The 20,238-nt window shown below is 38.8% G+C and carries 13 protein-coding genes; 6 read left to right on the top strand and 7 right to left on the bottom strand.

What is annotated here, in order from left to right:
• Positions 1-132: 132 nt before the first annotated feature.
• The 3 genes from serC to CTN01_RS22800 all read right to left on the bottom strand — a co-directional run bounded on the left by serC (position 133) and on the right by CTN01_RS22800 (position 4,895).
• The gene (gene serC, locus CTN01_RS14300) at positions 133-1,215 is read right to left on the bottom strand and encodes a 3-phosphoserine/phosphohydroxythreonine transaminase (RefSeq protein ID WP_045131831.1); all 1,083 of its coding nucleotides are present in this window, start codon (positions 1,213-1,215) and stop codon (positions 133-135) included.
• Positions 1,216-1,655: 440 nt separating this feature from the next.
• Complete coding sequence (gene gyrA, locus CTN01_RS14295; RefSeq protein ID WP_045149591.1) at positions 1,656-4,319, bottom strand: DNA topoisomerase (ATP-hydrolyzing) subunit A; 2,664 nt, start codon at positions 4,317-4,319, stop codon at positions 1,656-1,658.
• A gap of 426 nt (positions 4,320-4,745) precedes the next feature.
• Complete coding sequence (locus CTN01_RS22800; RefSeq protein ID WP_155395460.1) at positions 4,746-4,895, bottom strand: hypothetical protein; 150 nt, start codon at positions 4,893-4,895, stop codon at positions 4,746-4,748.
• 170 nt (positions 4,896-5,065) lie between these two features.
• Between CTN01_RS22800 and ubiG the strand changes: the two genes are divergently transcribed.
• From ubiG to yfaE, 4 genes are all read left to right on the top strand, one after another.
• On the top strand, positions 5,066-5,776 hold the full coding sequence (ubiG, locus tag CTN01_RS14290; protein WP_045127186.1) for a bifunctional 2-polyprenyl-6-hydroxyphenol methylase/3-demethylubiquinol 3-O-methyltransferase UbiG: 711 nt from the start codon (positions 5,066-5,068) through the stop codon (positions 5,774-5,776).
• A gap of 550 nt (positions 5,777-6,326) precedes the next feature.
• Positions 6,327-8,594: a class 1a ribonucleoside-diphosphate reductase subunit alpha gene (gene nrdA, locus CTN01_RS14285; RefSeq protein ID WP_045149590.1), complete on the top strand. Its 2,268-nt coding sequence runs from the start codon at positions 6,327-6,329 to the stop codon at positions 8,592-8,594.
• 45 nt (positions 8,595-8,639) lie between these two features.
• Positions 8,640-9,773: a class Ia ribonucleoside-diphosphate reductase subunit beta gene (gene nrdB, locus CTN01_RS14280; protein ID WP_045127188.1), complete on the top strand. Its 1,134-nt coding sequence runs from the start codon at positions 8,640-8,642 to the stop codon at positions 9,771-9,773.
• Positions 9,770-10,066, top strand: coding sequence for a class I ribonucleotide reductase maintenance protein YfaE (yfaE, locus tag CTN01_RS14275; RefSeq protein WP_045149589.1), 297 nt, complete (start codon positions 9,770-9,772; stop codon positions 10,064-10,066). Before nrdB ends, yfaE begins: the two co-directional genes overlap by 4 nt.
• A gap of 35 nt (positions 10,067-10,101) precedes the next feature.
• Here the strand turns inward: yfaE and adiA are convergent, their stop codons facing one another.
• The 4 genes from adiA to CTN01_RS14255 form a co-directional block, all read right to left on the bottom strand.
• A complete protein-coding gene (gene adiA / locus CTN01_RS14270; protein WP_045149588.1) occupies positions 10,102-12,396 on the bottom strand; it encodes an arginine decarboxylase in 2,295 nt (764 codons plus the stop codon).
• Between the two features lie 65 nt (positions 12,397-12,461).
• Positions 12,462-13,778, bottom strand: coding sequence for a putrescine-ornithine antiporter (gene potE / locus CTN01_RS14265; RefSeq protein WP_045129535.1), 1,317 nt, complete (start codon positions 13,776-13,778; stop codon positions 12,462-12,464).
• Between the two features lie 288 nt (positions 13,779-14,066).
• Entirely contained in the window at positions 14,067-14,906 is an 840-nt protein-coding gene (locus CTN01_RS14260; RefSeq protein WP_045149587.1) for an META domain-containing protein, read from the bottom strand.
• A gap of 242 nt (positions 14,907-15,148) precedes the next feature.
• Entirely contained in the window at positions 15,149-16,363 is a 1,215-nt protein-coding gene (locus tag CTN01_RS14255; protein WP_107342181.1) for a CinA family nicotinamide mononucleotide deamidase-related protein, read from the bottom strand.
• A gap of 424 nt (positions 16,364-16,787) precedes the next feature.
• On the opposite strand from CTN01_RS14255, the gene tyrP reads away from it, so the two are divergent.
• Positions 16,788-18,002 carry a tyrosine transporter TyrP gene (gene tyrP / locus CTN01_RS14250; RefSeq protein WP_107188464.1) on the top strand — a complete coding sequence of 405 codons (1,215 nt, stop codon included), beginning with the start codon at positions 16,788-16,790 and terminating at the stop codon, positions 18,000-18,002.
• 260 nt (positions 18,003-18,262) lie between these two features.
• Positions 18,263-20,212, top strand: coding sequence for a putative bifunctional diguanylate cyclase/phosphodiesterase (locus tag CTN01_RS14245; protein WP_045129531.1), 1,950 nt, complete (start codon positions 18,263-18,265; stop codon positions 20,210-20,212).
• Positions 20,213-20,238 lie beyond the last annotated feature (26 nt).

Below are 20,238 nucleotides of genomic sequence, written 5' to 3'. Positions count from 1 at the left end.
AATAATAAAACTGTTAGCAGAAGTAACAGAATTAGCGTCTTTGTTTATATCGTTAAACTGCAATTGTTATAATGTTTAAAAATTAAAAAAAGCCATAATATCGACTATTATGGCTTTAATTTTTATTCGATTTTACGCGTTTTCTTTTTCGAACTTAGCCATAAAATCAACTAATGCTTGAACACCTTCTAATGGCATCGCATTGTAGATTGACGCTCGCATACCACCTACTGCACGATGTCCTTTTAATGCTTTTAAGCCAGCCAAGTCTGCTTGCTCTAAAAACAAGTTATCCAACTCAGCATTTTTTAATTGAAACGGCACATTCATAATTGAACGGTTATCACTGTGTACTTCGTTGATATAAAAGTCAGAGTGATCAACAAAGTCATACAGTAATTTAGCTTTAGCGAGATTACGCTCTTCCATCGCTTCTACCCCACCAACAGCTTTTAGCCATTTAAATACTTCAGCAGCTAAATACCATGCAAATGTTGGTGGTGTATTAAACATCGATTCTTTTTCTACCAGAACCGTGTAATCAAGAATACTTGGAAGAATAGATTTAGCTTTACCAAGCAAATCATCACGTACAATAACAATCGTTAAACCAGCAGGGCCAATGTTCTTTTGTGCACCGGCGTAAATCACACCGTATTTTGATACATCAATCTTACGCGATAAGATTGTTGATGACATATCAGCCACAATTGGCTTATCCGTCTGAGGCAAATCACGGATTTCAATGCCATCAATCGTTTCATTTGGACAAAAATGCACAAAAGCCGCATCGTCAGAAAGTGACCATTGTGAAGCCGGTAGTACTGCCTTTTTACCGTCTTTTTCACAGGTAATATCAATCGCATTTGGTTGGCAATATTTCTTTGCTTCTTCAATCGCACTGTGCGCCCAGAAGCCACCATCCATATAGTCAGCGGTTTCTGCATCACCCAGTAAATTTAACGGTACAGCAGCAAACTGGCCACGTGCGCCACCATGACAAAACAGCACGTGGTAATTAGCAGGAATATTCAAAAGATCACGTAGATCTTGTTCTGATTGTGCAGCAACAGCAAGAAACTCTTTACTACGGTGGCTTACTTCCATCACAGAAGTACCTAAACCATTCCAGTTAATCAATTCTTGTTGAGCTTTGGCGAGAACATCTGCTGGGATCATTGCGGGTCCTGCGCAAAAGTTATAAACCTTATCCATAATTTTGACTTTGCTCCTGCTTGGGGAAATAAAATAAATACCTATTGCTTCATAAAGCTAATAACACCAAACACATAACGTTTTTAGCATTATAAAACAACATAAGAGAAAACATTGCCACTACAGCAAATGTCAATGCTTTGTTTTTACACCTTTATTAAGCAACTTAAAAGTTTTTATTATAAATTGCTAGCTTGATGAATAAACAAAGTACAAAAAGTCTACTCACAAAAAAATAGCGAACAGAGGAATATTTGGAATTATTGAATGTTCGTGAAATATTTCAAATACGACAACGTAGATTTATTCAAAAACTCACGTATTGAGCGTTTTAATAACTATATTGATGCATTCTGAATAAAATCAAAATACCGAGTTAAAAAAATGGCGACTACTCTAGGAGTAATCGCCATTTCATATCACCAACAAGTTAAGATAACTTATTCTTGTTCAGTTGAATCATCAGAGCTGGTATCAGTTGCTGGTTGATCTGTATTTTCTACAGCTTCACCTTCGACTAATTCCGCATCTTCAATTAATTCTTCTTCTGGTTCATCAATACGTTGAAGACCAACAACTTTTTCGCCTTCAGTTGTACGGATAAGCGTTACACCTTGGGTGTTACGGCCAACACGACTTACTTCAGAAACACGAGTACGAACAAGCGTACCAGCGTTAGTGATCATCATGAATTCATCGCCGTCTTCTGCTTGAACAGCACCAACAACGCGACCATTACGCTCAGAAACCTTAATCGATACAACACCTTGCGTTGCACGGCTCTTCGCTGGATATTCTGCCAGTTCTGTACGCTTACCGTAACCGTTTTCAGTTACTGTTAGTACATCGCCATCGTTATGAGGAACGATAAGTGAAATCACTTTATCGCCTTCAGCAAGCTTGATACCACGAACACCTGCGGCAGTACGGCCCATACCTCGAACACCGCCTTTCGCGTTGCCTTCAGCATCAATTACAGGGCTTTCGTAGAAGCGAACAACTTTACCAAATGCAGAGAACAGCATGATGTCGCAATCGCCGTCAGTAACATCAACACCGATCAATGAATCACCTTCACGTAGATTCACGGCAATAATACCGGCACTACGAGGACGACTGAAGTCAGTTAATGGTGTTTTCTTCACTGTACCGTCAGCGGTTGCCATAAAGACGAACTTGTCTTCTGTGTATTCACGTACTGGAAGAATAGCGGTGATACGCTCATTTTCTTCAAGAGGTAGAATGTTCACAATTGGCTTACCGCGTGCAGTACGGCTTGCTAATGGTAATTGATATACCTTCAGCCAGTACATACGACCACGGCTAGAGAAACATAAAATCGTATCGTGGGTATTAGCAACTAGCAGACGCTCAATGAAGTCTTCTTCCTTCATACGCGTTGCAGCTTTACCTTTACCACCACGACGCTGTGCTTCATAGTCGCTTAACACTTGATACTTAACGTAACCTTCGTGAGATAGTGTCACAACAACATCTTCTTGGGTGATCAGATCTTCCATATCGATGTCGTGGCTAGCAGCAGTGATCTCAGTACGACGTACGTCGCTGAACTGCTCTTTCACTAACTCTAGTTCTTCGCGAATCACTTCCATCAAGCGCTCAGAGCTTGAAAGGATGTGCATTAGTTCTGCGATTTCATCCAGTAGTGCTTTGTACTCTTCTAAAATCTTCTCGTGCTCAAGCCCTGTTAGCTTGTGCAGGCGTAGATCAAGAATCGCTTGTGCTTGTTGCTCTGTTAGGTAGTACTGGTTATCACGTATACCAAACTGCTCTTCAAGCCACTCTGGACGTGCAGCATCTGTACCAGCACGCTCAAGCATTGCTGCTACATTACCAAGATCCCAGCCACGAGCTATTAACCCAGCTTTTGCTTCTGCTGGCGTTGGAGCACGACGGATAAGCTCAATAATTTCATCAATGTTAGCCAAAGCAAGAGCAAGGCCTTCAAGGATGTGTGCACGATCACGCGCTTTACGCAATTCGTAAATAGTACGACGTGTTACCACCTCACGGCGGTGATTCACGAAGCACTTCAGCATTTCTTTTAAGTTAAAGATTTTTGGCTGACCGTTATCCAGTGCAACCATGTTGATGCCGAATGTTGTTTGTAGCTGAGTTTGTGCATAAAGGTTGTTAAGAACAACTTCACCTACAGCATCACGCTTACATTCAATAACAATACGCATACCATCTTTATCAGATTCATCGCGTAGTGCACTAATGCCTTCAACTTTCTTATCTTTAACTAGCTCTGCAATCTTTTCGATTAAGCGAGCTTTGTTAACTTGGTATGGGATTTCGTGAACAACAATGGTTTCTTTACCATTCTTCTCAACTTCAATCTCCGCTTTAGCGCGCATGTAAACTTTACCGCGGCCAGTTTTGTAAGCGTCAACAATCCCTTTACGACCACTGATCAATGCAGCTGTCGGGAAATCTGGGCCTGGAATGTATTCCATTAGCTGATCAATGGTGATGTCTTCATCGTTGATGTAAGCCAAACAGCCATTGATCACTTCACCTAGATTATGCGGCGGAATATTTGTTGCCATACCTACAGCGATACCAGAAGAACCATTCACCAATAGGTTAGGAATCTTTGTTGGTAATACTGCAGGAATTTGCTCTGTACCATCGTAGTTTGGTACATAATCCACAGTTTCTTTATCTAGATCAGCAAGTAGTTCATGTGCGATTTTAGACATACGAACTTCGGTATAACGCATCGCAGCGGCTGAATCGCCGTCGATTGAACCAAAGTTACCCTGACCATCTACGAGCATGTAACGCAACGAGAATGGTTGAGCCATACGTACAATTGTATCGTACACAGCACTATCACCATGTGGGTGATATTTACCGATAACATCACCTACCACACGGGCAGATTTTTTATATGCTTTATTCCAGTCATTGCCTAGTACATTCATCGCGAATAAAACGCGGCGGTGTACTGGCTTAAGGCCATCACGCACATCAGGAAGAGCACGACCAACGATTACTGACATCGCATAGTCGAGGTAAGAGCTTTTCAGCTCATCTTCAATATTTATGGGCGTGATCTCTTTTGCAAGATCGCTCATGGAGCCAATATCCCTCAGGTAATTTCTGTCGTATTTTTATACGTGCAAGGCGTAAGAATATAGCATATTACAGCCCTAATAGGCACACCTTTCACGACTTATGTTGTGAGTAATTTAGCGGAAATGAAATAAAACAGAAATAAACGATGTCACAATTGTGAATTGAATATATGCACCTGTTTATAAATTACACACTATTGGAAGAACAACTCAAATCATAATGTAACTATTCTAACTTACCGAATATGTAACGGTTTGTAAAAACTAGACTGATAACTTAATTTTTAACTGTACGCGTTGCAATTGATTAATGAATCATAAGATTGGGAGTTGTCGCAACTTTTACCCCCTATACCCATTAAGATAGCAAGGTTAATAAACTAATATACAATAGATAGGCAGATTATAGGTCAAAATCTTATTCACCTATGTCATGGATGCATAAGGATACGCTGATGGTACAGCTATAAATATGATTGGACTATCAATAGTCATTGGAAAATACATCTTAATGGCAATACTTGCTACGCTCACTTTTCTTGGTAGTTCTGTGAGCCCAGAGCTTATTCCTGCCACCTTAGCTTCCTTTAACGATTAGTTTTGCTATCAATACATAAACAAATAGCCAAACACATCTGGTTTGGCTTTTTCTTTTCTGAATCAATCCCTTTTATTTTACCGCTTTGCAACCATTCAATTATTTCGCATAATGTGTAGTATCAATTAAGGAAAATGGCATCAATGTAATGAGCAAACCACAAAATGTCGATCCAGCAGAGATCAGTAAATTTGAAGAAATGGCCTCTCGCTGGTGGGATCTAGAAGGTGAATTTAAACCTCTTCATCAAATTAATCCCCTTCGTCTAAATTACGTTATTGATCATTCCAATGGTCTATTTGGCAAAAAGGTACTCGATGTCGGTTGTGGCGGTGGTATTTTAGCAGAAAGTATGGCGATAGAAGGCGCTGAGGTAACAGGTCTCGATATGGGCAAAGAACCATTAACCGTTGCTCGTTTACATGCATTAGAGACAGGGACAAAGTTAGATTACATTCAATCAACAGCAGAAGAGCATGCTGATGAGCGTCATGGATATTATGATGTTATTACATGTATGGAAATGCTAGAGCATGTTCCTGATCCTGCATCAATTATTGCAGCCTGTGCCAAAATGGTTAAGCCAGGCGGTCACGTTTTCTTCTCTACCTTAAACCGTAATATAAAATCTTACCTTTTTGCTATTGTTGGCGCAGAGCATGTGATGCGTATCGTTCCCAAAGGGACACACGATCATAATAAGTTTATTCGCCCTTCTGAATTAATCGCAATGATTGATAAAACAGAACTAGAAGAGCGTCATATTATAGGTTTACATTATAATCCTCTAACAAATGCTTATAGTTTAGGCTCCAATGTTGATGTGAACTATATCGTTCACACCCAAAAACAAAACTAACCTACATAAATAATGCTTTTAGCTTCAACATTGAATATTTAATGTTGAAGCTACACCTAGTTATTCAACCTCATGCATTTTAGATCTCCTACCAACAAACATCTCAGTAACATTAGACCAATAAACTGTGTACATAGTCACTCAAAAATATCTTGTTATATCAAGGGTTACTTAGTATTTATTGATATCACTCACAACAATTTTCGAACCTCTAAAATCACGAAATTTCAATAAAAATATATTTTTTTTCTCACTAAAATCTCATCCTCAAATATTGCAATTTGCTATCTAATTGATGGCATTAGCGAGTTAAGTAAGTAGGCACTGACTTTTTTATAAAAATCCCCATCTTATCCACAGCTGGTCAAAAAATGTCATCTTGCAAAAAAGCGAAATCACCACTATCTTGTAATCACTTTGACAGCACACCCCAATATGTAGTGTTTTTGTCTTACAAGAATTTTTACTAAAGATCACATTCTTTGCTAATCTATTTATAAAAGTTGCAAAAAAAGCTCATAGGCAAGGAAAACTGGGAAACTAACTAAAAATGACTCAACAACTAACAGTTACCAAGCGCGACGGCCGTACTGAAAATATCGATCTAGATAAAATCCACCGAGTTATTGAGTGGGCGGCAGAAGGTTTAGAAAATGTTTCCGTATCACAGGTTGAATTAAAGTCTCATATTCAATTTTACGATGGCATTCGTACTGATGATATTCATGAAACAATTATTAAAGCTGCAGCTGATTTAATCTCCGAAGACACGCCAGATTACCAATATCTTGCTGCACGTTTGGCGATTTTCCATCTTCGTAAAAAAGCCTATGGTCAATTTGAGCCACCAAAGCTATATGAGCACGTTAAGAACCTTGTCGCTAAAGGCAAGTACGACGGTCACTTATTAGAAGATTACACTGAAGAAGAATTTGCAGTGATGGATAATTTTATCGATCACTGGCGTGATATGAACTTTTCATACGCAGCGGTTAAGCAACTTGAAGGTAAATACCTTGTTCAAAACCGTGTATCAGGTGAAATTTTTGAAAGTGCCCAATTCCTATACATCCTGATTGCAGCAGCTTTATTTAATAAGTATCCAAAAGAAACACGTCTTGATTACATTAAGCGTTTCTACGATGCATCATCACTATTTAAAATTTCACTACCAACACCAATTATGTCTGGTGTTCGTACGCCAACACGTCAATTTAGCTCTTGTGTACTGATTGAATGTGATGACAGCCTTGATTCTATCAATGCGACAGCAAGTTCTATTGTTCGTTACGTGTCACAACGTGCAGGTATTGGTATTAATGCTGGTCGTATTCGTGCATTGGGTTCAGAAATCCGTGATGGTGAAGCATTCCATACCGGTTGTATCCCATTTTACAAGTACTTCCAAACAGCCGTTAAATGTTGTTCGCAAGGTGGCGTACGCGGTGGTGCAGCAACACTGTTCTACCCTCTTTGGCACCGTGAAGTTGAATCACTCTTAGTACTTAAAAATAACCGTGGTGTTGAAGAAAACCGTGTTCGTCATATGGACTACGGCGTACAAATCAACAAACTGATGTATACCCGTTTGATTAAAGGCGAAAGCATTTCTCTGTTCTCTCCTTCTGACGTACCAGGAATGTACGATGCATTTTTTGCTGATCAAGAAGAGTTCGAGCGTTTATACCTAAAGTATGAGCAAGATAGCAGCATCAAGCGTGAAACAATCAAAGCGATTGATCTGTTCTCACTACTAATGCAAGAGCGTGCGTCAACAGGTCGTATTTACATCCAAAACGTTGACCACTGTAATACACACAGCCCATTTGATCCGGCGGTTGCACCAATTCGTCAATCTAACCTGTGTCTTGAAATCGCACTGCCGACTAAGCCACTGAACAACGTTGAAGATGAAAACGGTGAAATTGCACTGTGTACGCTGTCTGCATTTAACCTAGGTGCTATTGATAGCCTTGATGATTTAGAAGAGCTTGCTGAGCTAACTGTTCGTGCGCTTGATGCATTATTAGATTACCAAGATTACCCACTTCCAGCTGCGCGTCGTTCAACGATGAACCGCCGTACATTAGGTGTGGGTGTTATTAACTTTGCTTACTACTTAGCGAAAAATGGTGTTCGCTACTCTGACGGCAGCGCAAATAATCTGACACACGAAGCCTTTGAAGCAATTCAATATTACTTATTAAAAGCTTCTGTAAATCTGGCTAAAGAACAAGGTCCTTGTCCAGCATTTAATGAGACAACGTATTCACAAGGTATTCTACCTATTGATACGTATAAAAAAGATATCAATAATATTTGCTCTGCTGAATTACGCTACGATTGGGAAACATTACGTGAAGAGATCAAAACACACGGTCTACGTAACTCAACCCTATCTGCATTAATGCCATCAGAAACATCGTCGCAAATTTCTAATGCGACAAATGGTATTGAGCCACCACGTGGTTTCGTTTCTGTTAAGGCGTCAAAAGATGGTATCCTCAAGCAAGTTGTTCCTGAGTACGCTAAGTACAAAGATAACTACGAGCTACTATGGAATATCGGCAGTAACGACGGTTACCTACAACTTGTGGGTATCATGCAGAAATTTATCGACCAAGCGATCTCGGCTAACACCAATTATGATCCAAGTAAGCAAGCTGGCGGTAAAGTTCCAATGAAGTTGCTACTTAAAGATCTACTAAATGCTTACAAACTTGGCGTGAAAACCCTTTACTACCATAACACTCGTGATGGTGCCTCTGATAGTCAGGGTGATATGGCAGCAGACGATTGCACCAGTTGTAAAATTTAATTATTAAATGGGAGCCTCATGGCTCCCCTTTGATTTGAGGAAATCATGGCTTACAGTACTTTTTGTCAAACACGTAATGATCAATTAAAAGAACCTATGTTCTTTGGTCAATCAGTGAATGTTGCTCGCTACGACCAACAAAAATTTGAAATTTTCGAAAAGCTTATCGAAAAACAACTATCCTTTTTCTGGCGTCCAGAAGAAGTAGATGTTTCTGGCGATCGTATTAATTACAACAACCTGCCAGATCATGAAAAGCACATTTTCATTAGTAATCTAAAATACCAAACATTACTTGATTCGATTCAAGGTCGTAGTCCTAACGTAGCACTATTACCGATTGTTTCTCTTCCTGAATTAGAAACATGGATCGAAACTTGGTCGTTCTCTGAAACAATCCACTCACGTTCTTATACGCATATTATCCGCAATATCGTTAACAACCCTTCAGTTGTTTTTGACGATATTGTCGAGAATGAGCATATTATCAAGCGTGCTGGTGATATTTCTAAATACTATGATGCTCTAATTTCTGCGACTAATGATTATCACCGTTATGGTGAAGGTAATCATTCAGCTAATGGTGTTCCATTTACGGTCAACCTTCATGAGTTAAAGAAAAAACTCTACCTTTGTTTAATGTCAGTAAATGCTTTAGAAGCTATTCGCTTTTATGTCAGCTTCGCGTGTTCATTCGCCTTCGCTGAACGTGAGCTAATGGAAGGTAATGCAAAAATCATCAAGCTCATTGCGCGTGATGAAGCATTACACCTAACCGGTACCCAGCATATTCTGAACTTACTACGTAACGGTCACGACGATCCTGAAATGGCAGAAATTGCAGCAGAGTGTGAGCAAGAATGTTTTGATATATTCAAAGCCGCTGCTGAGCAAGAAAAAGAATGGGCAGATTACCTCTTTAAAGATGGCTCAATGATTGGCTTAAATAAGCAAATCCTATGTCAATATGTAGAATATATTACCAACCTACGTATGGTTGCTGTGGGTTTACGTCCAGCCTATGACGGTGCAACGCAAAACCCAATTCCATGGATTAACTCTTGGTTATCTTCTGACAATGTACAGGTTGCACCACAAGAAGCTGAGATCAGTTCATACCTTGTTGGTCAAATTGACAACGATGTAAGTGCAGATGATCTTGGTGACTTCGAGCTATGAGTCAATTAACCATTAAGGTTAATGGTGTGGAGGTTCATGGGAATAACCATGAGCCTCTGCTCAAGCAGCTAGAACAAGCGGGGGTTCAACCTGAATACCAATGTCGAAATGGTATGTGCGGTGCTTGCCGTTGTAAGTTAAAGCAAGGTGCAGTCGATCAACATGACGCACTCGCTTTTATTGCACAAAATGAAATATTAACCTGTCGTTCAATCCCTAAATCAGATATCGAAATAGAATTTAGTTACCAAGTTACGACAAAGCAAGAAACAACAAAAAAGGTAGCTCAATAATGTAGAGCTACCTTTTCTTTTAGTGCTAAATCACGTTACTTATTTTTCACACACATCACGTGATAAACACCATCTTCAACTTCAGTCCCTTCTGTCTCATGCTCAAACCCTGGGAATTCTTTATCCCATACTTCAAGGCTATGAAGATAACCAATCTGCGGGCTACTATCATCACCAAAGTTCTCACCTGACATCAACATTGGAATACCCGGTGGATATGGGATAACCGCATTTGCTGCAATACGACCTTGTAGCTTATCAGAAGGTACCATCTCAACATTATCATCAACTATCGCTTCAAACGCAGCGCGTGGCGTAATATCAGCCTTCGGTAACGTTGAATAAGCAGCATTAAGCATTTCCGATGGTGTATGGTGTTTCAAATAGCCAAACATCTTATCACCAAGATCTTTTAAGCCTAAATGCCCATACACGTCAGGATGAGCAGCAACGAGATCCGGTAAAGCGTTTTTCAGTGGCGTATTGTTATCGTAATGTGTTTTAAAGCTCAATAAGGTATTAACAAGCGTTGCCCATTTACCTTTAGTGATCCCCATTGAGAATAAGAACATGACTTGGAAGTCTGTCGTTCGGGTTGGCACTATGCCAAATCGAGTAAGGTATTGTGTAACCAGTGCTGCAGGTACACCTGTATCCAATAACTTACCGTCATCTCCCATACCAGGAGCTAAGATACTGACTTTAATTGGATCGAGCATACACCAATCAGCAGGCATATCTTCAAAGCCATGCCATTTATCACCTGGCTTCATCACCCAGAAATCTTGATGTGTTGCCAAAAGCTCTGCAGGCGCATCTTCAAAATCATAGACTTTACCTGTTTCAGGATCAGTGATCGTTTCTGCATTCCATGGTTTGAAGAACCACTCACCATCAGCAGCAAATTCTCGATGCAAACGCCCCATAGCCTGACGATAATCAATCGCTTCTTTAATCACTTCATGGGTAAGTGACTGACCGCGAGGACCATCCATTTGTGATACAGCAATATCGTTAGAGGCACTAATTGCATACAAGGGTGATGTTGTCGCATGCATCATGTAAGACTGATTGAAACGCTCAAAGTTAATATGATCTTTACCATAGCGCACATGGATCCATGACGCCTGTGACAATGCGTTTAATAACTTATGCGTTGAGTGGGTCGCAAACACAGTTGGTGCATCAGGATCTTCTATTGGCTCACCACGCATCGCAAAGTGATCGGTATAAATAGGATTAAAACGTGCATAGCCATACCAAGCTTCATCAAAGTGAATACGATTACTACTTTCAGCTAATATATCTTGCGCACGCTTAGCTTTATAACACAAACCATCATAGGTACAGTTTGTCACCACTGCATAAGTTGCCTGTCCACCCGCTTTTGATTTGGTTAACTCGCTACTTTCTGCTGATTTCTTTAAGCCTTCGGGCGACATTTGATCTGGATAAATAGGACCGATAATACCGTAACGATTTCGAGTTGGTACCATGTAAACCGGTAATGCACCAGTAAGCATTAACCCCTGCTCAATAGATTTGTGACAGTTTCGGTCACAGATAGCGAGCGTATTTTCACGCATACAAATTTGCATAATGGTACGGTTTGCACCTGATGTACCAGTGACTAAAGAATAGGATTTATCTGCACCAAAGACTTTTGCTGCGTATTCTTCACTCTCACCAAACGCTCCCGTATGATCCAATAACGAGCCCAGTGAGCCTCGCTCGATCCCCATATCAGAGCGGAATAGACCTTCACCATAATAGTTATAGAATCGTTGACCTGCTGGTGTTTTACGGAAACCGACACCGCCTTGGTGTCCAGGCGCTGCCCATGAATACTCATGAATATCATCATATTTCATCATCGCTGATGCGAGTGGTGGCAACAATTGCTCTCGATATCGCTCCATCGCCGCCATTGCACGACCAGCAATAAAGTCGGCCGTATCTTCTAATATCCATACAAACTCATCAACCTGAGACATTAACTCTCGGTTAATCGTCAGGGTCACTTTTTTTCTTTCTGCTAATAAAAAGACGGGAACTCCATCTTGGCGTTGATTTAGTTTTTCAATCAACGAAAAGAACATATCGTTTTCTTCTTGTTGCTGCCCTGTCATGCTCGAGGTCAACATTAAGCAATCAATCGCTAAATTAACATTTAGAATAGAATAACAATCATCATAAGAAGAGGCACTAAGAACGGTAATTGATTCATTTTTAAATTGTTCGATTAAACGATCAATTGCATTCGCAATAACCCCTGTTTTTTGCGAGTTATCAAAAATTAACACTCTCTTATGTTTTCCGTAATTAAGCATATTCTGGTCCTGTTATATTCAAATTTATATCGATAGATCATTTGTTTTTAAATTAAAGCCAACCTTTATGTTTTATTAGGAACAGCATCTCGGCTCGCAATGAACCCATAGAAGAAATAACCAAACAATGTAATAACAGTGCCATAGAATACAGCTTCCTCACCAGTAGAATACGCGCCATAAATACTGTAAATAACGGCAACTGAACCGATTAAAATACCAGTATTATATTCTTTTTGATTAACCTGACTCTGTCTCATAATAATGCCAAGAGCCGTGAGTGCGAGAATATATGGAACCATATTAATAAATACAGCTAGGTTCACTAATACATTAAATTGTTTTAGTAATGTTGGAGAGATCGTCATTACTGCAAGAAGTAATTCTAATGCTAACATTATCATCATGCCTTTAAACGGCGCATCATGCTTATTAACATCAGAGAAAATCTTTGGAAATAATCGCATATCAGCAGCAACTTTAGACACTTGGGCATTCGTAAATTGCCAACCAAGCAGTGAACCAACACATGCCATAATTGCCATTGCAGTAATAATTTCCCCAACGAATGGGCTAAACATCTGAGCAAAAACGAGACCAAAAGGAGAGTCAGACTTAGCCAATATATCGTTAGGAATAATGCCTTGAATAACAGTTGTTGATGCAATATACGTTGCTGCAGAAAAAACGGTGGCAAGCATACAAGCAAGAGGCACATTACGTTTAGGATTTTCAACTGTACCTGAATTAGCCCCTGCTGATTCTATTCCTAAGAAAGCCCATAACGTTAGTGCCATACCAGCATAAATCGCACTACCAACCGAGATATTGTTTGGGTTCCAAGCTTCTGCAAAAATTTTAGTATCAAACCAAAACCAACCAATAATAGATAAACCAAGCACAGGAATAATAATCCCCCATACGGTTACCGTAGATATTTGGCCTGTTATTTTTGCACCTCTAACATTGGCAAACATAGTAATAATTAAAATAGCCACTACACCAATGAATGTTTGGAATGGCGTTTCTTTTAACCATGGAATAAAGTATTCCAAGTAACCAACACACGAAACAGCAATAGCGACTGCACTAATAACTAGACACACATAGTAAGTATAAGAGGCAATAAAAAAACTGGATTTACCATGTGCTTTTTCAGCATATGCGGACATACCGCCATCATCTGTACAATACATTCCACACTTTGCAAAAGAATAAGCAATTGCAAGTGCACCTAATGCTGTAACAACCCAAGCTAACAGGGCTATCCCTCCTGTTGCAGCAAGACTTGATGGTAATAATATTATTCCAGATCCCATCATATTAACGGTGACAATGGTTGTTAATCCCATTAATCCCATTTTATTACTGGTAGAACTCATAAAATAAGCAACCTTCTAAGTTATTAAATACACTAAGTTTTAATGTTTTATTATTTATTTAACCCTTTAATTATTAATAAATAAACTTTAAGGTCGTACAAATAAATATAATATTAGAATAGATGTATATTCTTAGAACACCTAAAAAACATATTAAGTTTCGGTTACAGTCTTATTTAGGATATTTAATGAGTTTTTAACTAAAAAAAGCGTATAAGTCGCAATTATAAATTACAACTTATACGCTTTATCAAACTACTATAGCTATTTATCTGTTATTTTTTAGTCTTACTTATCGCTTTTAAAAGTAGCAATTTGTTTTCCTTGCTTATCTTTCACTGTAAGCACATTATCAACAATCACATAGCTTGCAAAATTAGGCATAGTTTCTAAAAATGACTTTTCTAGCTCCATACCATCCATACACATTTTACGTGTTGCAGCTGCAGGCCCCATCGTTAATGTGCCATTAGATGTTTCAAATACGCCTTGGAAGTTATTACAGCCAGAAAAACCATGAGCCGATTTTTTATCCATATCAAATTGAATAAATGCCACATTACCACCAGCACCAGGTTTTACAGTTTCACCTTCAAGCGTCACTAAATTCCATTGCTGACCAACTAGAGTAGTATTCTCTGCTGTTCCATTTTGCTGATGAGCAACACGGTCTAATTTAATTTCAATCGGTTGTTTTACATCTGCTGCAAATGGGTCAATGTTAGTTGTTGAAGTCATTACTAACTTATCACCAACCTTAATGGTTGCACGTAAGCTATAACGATGATTATTTTGAATTTTCGCAGCATCATATTGAAGTGTTAAAGGGTATGGTGGCGCACCTGCAACGTCCATAGCTTCACTTGTAATTGTCGTTGATGGTGCATCAGCAAGAGACACATCTTCTAATGCAACATTCAAGACAGCACCTGGTGGTAGCATTCGGCGATCAAGGTAAATAACATTAACATCTAATGATTTCATCTCAGCTTTCTCTGTTTTAGCCGTTGATTCTGTTTGCTGCTGGTTGTGATTTGCCGCAGTGTCAGCATCATTACAAGCTTGTAGCATGAATGCAGAAAGTACAACTGAAGTGGCTAACGCTAGCTTTTTTAATTTAAAAGTCATTTATCTTCTATCCTTTGCGATTTTCAAATCATAACCATAGCAACGAAATATGTTACTCAGTTAACTTTGCTATCAGGAAGATAGCATGCTAATTTGCAATTATTTGCTCTTAATGCTATTTAATAATACAGCATTCAAAACGAGGCGCAATCTTTATAACCCATGCCAATATTATGCTTGTATTTTACTTGTCAACGCTATGATTCATAATCTGTAATATAGGTTAACCTAACAGTTATAGACTATGTTTTTTGCAATATTCTATTTAACGATTCATAGTGACCAAAAACACTAATCCCTTCCAGTTGACGACGAAGCATATCAAGAAGCACTGTGGCAATAATCGAACGTTGAGCGTTATATGTGTATTCACGCTTAAATTGTAATTGTTGGATCCACCGACCTTCTATAGTGATTATCCCTACAGTAAAACAGTCTCCTGCTATAGCGCCAGAATATAAGCCAATATCGACCTTTGAGTGACTATAAATGAGAGACAGTTGCTTATCTATTTCACTCACTAACGTTTCTAAATTGCTCTCTTCTTTCGTAGCATTATGATTCACGGTGGCAGATACAATATATTCACTCAACTTACATTTTTGATTAAGCCAATTGACAACAAAACCACCCGTTGAATGCTCCAATAACCCTATTTTCTTTTGCTTTTTTTCAATGAGGTATTCAAGGTTATCAAGTAAGCTTAAATTTTTGCCTACAATGTTATCGCCTAACAATCGTTCCATTTCATTTAATAGTTCTAGTGCATAGCGATCATTAGATGGTGCGAATAGTTTCACCTCAATAAACGGTAATGAAGAACGATACCCCAATTCATAACCGTGCGGTAAAACGATATGCTTCAAGGTGTCACTTATTCCCGACTCTGACAAACCATAAGTAAATAATCGATGGCAGTGCAACGATTGGCTTTGAGGATAGTGTAATTGTAAATATGGCAGTATTTTCTCTTTAACCATAAACTTAAATTCACTGGGAACACCTGGAGTAAAACATATCCAAGCACGATTTAATTTAATCGAAAAGCCACAGGCAGTGCCAACAGGGTTATCGATTAATTCAGCCCCTTCAGGTAGCATTGCTTGCTTCAAATTAGCCGCTGGCATTTCTCGATTAAGCTTTTTATATTTTGCTTTCATCTCAGCAACCCAATGTTCAGATTGCTCTAAACCAACATCAGCAGCCATTGCCGCCGCGGCAGCACTTAAATCATCAGTTGTTGGCCCAAGTCCACCATTAACAATAACGATATCGCTATTAAAACTGCATGACTCAATTTCTTTTGCTAACCGCTCACAATGATCGCCAACAGTTATTCGACGTGTCATTGGAAAACCATGTTGAAAAAAAAGACGAGATAACCACGCTGCATTAGTATCTGTTATATCACCCAGTAAAACCTCTTCACCGGTACTTATCATTGTAATTTCAAGCATCCTATCCCTCTGAATCATTCACCGAACATCGAGTGTTATTAGTCTATGCCTAACATCATTTGTTATACAGCCTTCCTTTCATCAATCACGCAATTAATCTCCACACCAATTTATGTAAAGATAAGTTTACACATGTAAAACTATTGTTGACAGGAGAGATATCTATCGTTAATGTGACCTCATAGTGAAATACGCTATTAAAAACAACACATCCACTAGTAAAAAACGGTTAGAGCAAATTTAATGAAGCATACCTCGACAGCACATACCTATCGATAGCCACAGTGGCTATTATCAAGATGTAATTAAAAGTTTACACTCATCTCGATACGCCTCTGTGGCCTCTATTTTCATAGGGAGCAACGATAGGTGATCAATAACGACCACCTCCCGATCTAATTATTTACCTCTGGGAGCAACACAAATGGCTTTAAATAAAACACTCGGCAGTATGCTTATTATTGCAGGTACGACTATTGGTGCAGGCATGTTAGCCCTCCCTCTCGCTTCTGCTGGACTTGGGTTTACCACCGCATTAGTTGCCATGTTCGGCATATGGGCACTAATGACTTACACCGCTTTATTGATGATTGAAGTTCATCAACATGCAGATACCAATGCGACATTAAATACTTTGGCTCAACAACTTCTTGGTCGCAAAGGACAAATCATTGCTAATTTTGCCATGATCTTTCTGCTTTATTCTTTATGTGCAGCCTACATTGCTGGTGGTGGTGGTCAGTTAAGTGAGAAGTTAAGTGGCTGGTTTAATACATCCATCCCTCCACAATTAGGCGCATTATTATTTACGCTTTTAATTGCTGCGATAGTTTCTGTTGGTACTCATACCGTTGATTTGGTAAACCGATTACTTTTTGCTGCAAAAATTGTTGCGCTAGCCGTCATGCTGGGATTATTAGTTCCACATGTTGAGGGACAACACCTTGTTGAAATGCCCGTACAAAAAGGCTTAATTTTATCAGCATTACCTGTTGTTTTTACCTCTTTTGGTTTCCACGGCAGTATTCCATCAATTGTGCGTTACATAGGCATTGAAATTAAGACATTAAAAAAAGTCATGATTATTGGCTCGGCACTGCCTCTTTTTATCTACGTTTTATGGCAATTAGCAAGTCAAGGTGTAATGAGTCAACCAGAGTTAATGGCTAGTACAACATTGGGCAGTTTTATCGCAAGTTTAAGTGATTTACTCCATAATCCTATGGTTAGCCAATCTGTCTCTATTTTTGCAGATCTTGCACTAGCAACATCTTTCTTAGGTGTTAGTTTAGGGTTATTTGATTTTATAGCTGATAGCTTGAAACGTTCAAGTAATGTGAGTGGTCGTATGCAAACTGGCGTGATCACCTTCTTGCCTCCCCTTGCTTTTGCTATCTTTTACCCACAAGGCTTTATTATGGCACTGGGATACGCAGCCATTGCTTTAGTAATTTTGGCGATATTTTTACCTGTCGCAATGGTTAGATCTCAGAGAAGAAAGCATAATATATCTAAAGAAATTTCACCTTATAAAGTAAAGGGTGGTAATTTTGGCTTGATTATTGTGACAATGGCGGGTGTTTTAATTATATCGGCACAAACATTACAAATGGTCGGCTTAATTCCAGCTGTTGGATAATTGATAAATAAACATAAAGAATAAGAAAGTAATTTTGTTACTTTCTTATTGCTTTACATTTTAAGAATATATTTAAACAATAAAAACATTCTATTACAATAAGTTAATCCCACCAAAATACCCGCCAACTTGTTATACAAAATATTGCATGCAAAGCATAATTTTGTGGAGTAATATCACGTATTTATAAAAAAATTTATATTCTCTTTTTTATATGTCAGTTAAAATCATTTTACATAATAATTAAAAAGATATTGGTGATGGATATTTACTCGCCTTTAAATCATCTTCAAAGTCCTATTTGGATTTTTGATTTTGACCACAAACAAATCATTTGGGCTAACGACAAAGCACTTCCTTTATGGGAGTCTTCCTCTCACAACGAACTTCGATCGCGCGATCTTGGCAAAGATATGTCAGCCGCAGTAGAAGCAACCTTAGAAGAGTACCGCGAAACATTTAAACAAAATAAAACAGTCAAAACATGGTGGCATTTAGATCCAAGAAAGGTAGGCAAAAACTTGCTTTGCATTTTCTCTGGCATCAATTTGCCTGATAACCGTGTTGCAATGCTTGTGGAGGTTATCGGTGATGAATCAAGCATTCGACGTGAACTCGCTTTTTCAGATTACTCTAATCTCGCGCTGCTATTTAATGAACAAGGTAACTTGGTGAGTGCCAATACCGTGTTTACCAAAACCTATGGTGCAGAGCTCAGTAACTTAGCATCCTTTGTTGGCGATAGTGATATTGCTCAACAGTGGATATCTGACGCTAAAAATAATCTAAACCTTAAACATAGCCGATTATGTTGGACAGGAAAAAGTCATATTTGGTTTAACATTGAAACTAAATGGCTATCTGATAAATCTCAACTCCTACTTCAAGTTGTTAACATCACCAAAGAAAAAGAGAACTTACAGCGCGAACGTTATAATGCTGAACACGACTTTCTAACGGGTTTAATGAACCGACGCGGTATTTCTACGGCACTCAAAGCTAGCCATCACTCCTCACTTCCGTACCATTTGTTATTTCTTGATCTCGATAGCTTCAAACTGATTAACGATACTTATGGACACGCTATTGGCGATAAGTTATTAAGAGCTGTTGCAATTAGATTATTAGATACAATAAGAGGACGCGGGCTTGTCGCCCGTTTTGGTGGTGATGAGTTTATAATCCAAGTTGAAGATCGATATGCATCTAATTTAGTCCAACTAACCCAAGAAATAATTTCTGCGCTAAACAGCCCTTTCTATATCAAAAATATTGGTGAAATATCGATTGGATGCAGTATAGGTACTGCGCAATACCCTAAAGATGCCAATAGTTTTGAGACCTTAATTACTCAAGCTGATATGGCAATGCATTGTGCTAAAAAGCATGGTCGTAACTGTAGCTATCATTTCCAACCTCATTTAGCAGAAACACTATATCGTAAAAACGCACTACGCCATCACTTATCTCAAGCACTTGAAATTAAAGACTTTGAATTGTATTACCAACCTATCATTGATCTTAATACAATGTTGCTAAAAGGCTTTGAAGCGCTTATTCGTTGGTATGACGACTCTTTAGGCCATGTATCTCCTGCTGAGTTTATTCCATTGGCTGAAGAAACAGGGCAAATTGTCCCTATTGGCTCTTGGGTGCTGAGGAACGCTTGTAAACAATTGGAAAAGTGGAATCAACAATACGATACCAAGTTAATCATGAGTATTAATTTATCTCGTGCACAACTAAAAATGTCTCTTTTAGATGAGCTAAAGGCAATTATTGAAGAATATAATATAGACCCAGCTCAAGTAGCATTAGAAATAACCGAATCTGCCATGCTGCAAGAATTCAGTGAGGCCATGCCATGTTTAGATGCTATTGCTGCACTCGGCTTTGAACTTTATCTTGATGATTTTGGTACTGGATACTCATCGTTATCACAATTGCAAAACCTTCCAATCAGTACTGTTAAGCTAGACCAAAGTTTTGTTCAAAATGAGCATGACAGTGGGAAAGCAATTGTTGAAGCAACAAAAGCCATTTGTAATAAACTCAATCTTAAAGTGGTCGCTGAAGGGGTTGAAACGAAAGAGCAGCTAGAATATATCCAAAGCTGTAATTTCAATTATTGCCAAGGTTATTACTTTAATAAGCCCCTCTCTGTTAGCGAATTAGAGAAGGGGATTCTTTCGACGCTACTGACGAAATAGTAAACTCAGCTTTACTAATATCAATA

Origin of the sequence: Photobacterium angustum (genome assembly GCF_003026365.1) — a bacterium.
Classification (GTDB): domain Bacteria; phylum Pseudomonadota; class Gammaproteobacteria; order Enterobacterales; family Vibrionaceae; genus Photobacterium; species Photobacterium angustum.
This window is presented reverse-complemented; position numbering and strand designations above follow the sequence as displayed.

Excerpts from the sequence above, each read along its gene's own strand:
- CTN01_RS14260 (WP_045149587.1), bottom strand. The coding sequence starts at position 14,906 with ATGACTTTTAAATTAAAAAAGCTAGCGTTAGCCACTTCAGTTGTACTT.
- CTN01_RS14255 (WP_107342181.1), bottom strand. The coding sequence starts at position 16,363 with ATGCTTGAAATTACAATGATAAGTACCGGTGAAGAGGTTTTACTGGGT.
- gyrA (WP_045149591.1), bottom strand. The coding sequence starts at position 4,319 with ATGAGCGATCTTGCAAAAGAGATCACGCCCATAAATATTGAAGATGAG.
- nrdB (WP_045127188.1), top strand. The coding sequence starts at position 8,640 with ATGGCTTACAGTACTTTTTGTCAAACACGTAATGATCAATTAAAAGAA.
- potE (WP_045129535.1), bottom strand. The coding sequence starts at position 13,778 with ATGAGTTCTACCAGTAATAAAATGGGATTAATGGGATTAACAACCATT.
- nrdA (WP_045149590.1), top strand. The coding sequence starts at position 6,327 with ATGACTCAACAACTAACAGTTACCAAGCGCGACGGCCGTACTGAAAAT.
- adiA (WP_045149588.1), bottom strand. The coding sequence starts at position 12,396 with ATGCTTAATTACGGAAAACATAAGAGAGTGTTAATTTTTGATAACTCG.
- tyrP (WP_107188464.1), top strand. The coding sequence starts at position 16,788 with ATGGCTTTAAATAAAACACTCGGCAGTATGCTTATTATTGCAGGTACG.
- serC (WP_045131831.1), bottom strand. The coding sequence starts at position 1,215 with ATGGATAAGGTTTATAACTTTTGCGCAGGACCCGCAATGATCCCAGCA.
- CTN01_RS14245 (WP_045129531.1), top strand. The coding sequence starts at position 18,263 with ATGGATATTTACTCGCCTTTAAATCATCTTCAAAGTCCTATTTGGATT.
- yfaE (WP_045149589.1), top strand. The coding sequence starts at position 9,770 with ATGAGTCAATTAACCATTAAGGTTAATGGTGTGGAGGTTCATGGGAAT.
- ubiG (WP_045127186.1), top strand. The coding sequence starts at position 5,066 with ATGAGCAAACCACAAAATGTCGATCCAGCAGAGATCAGTAAATTTGAA.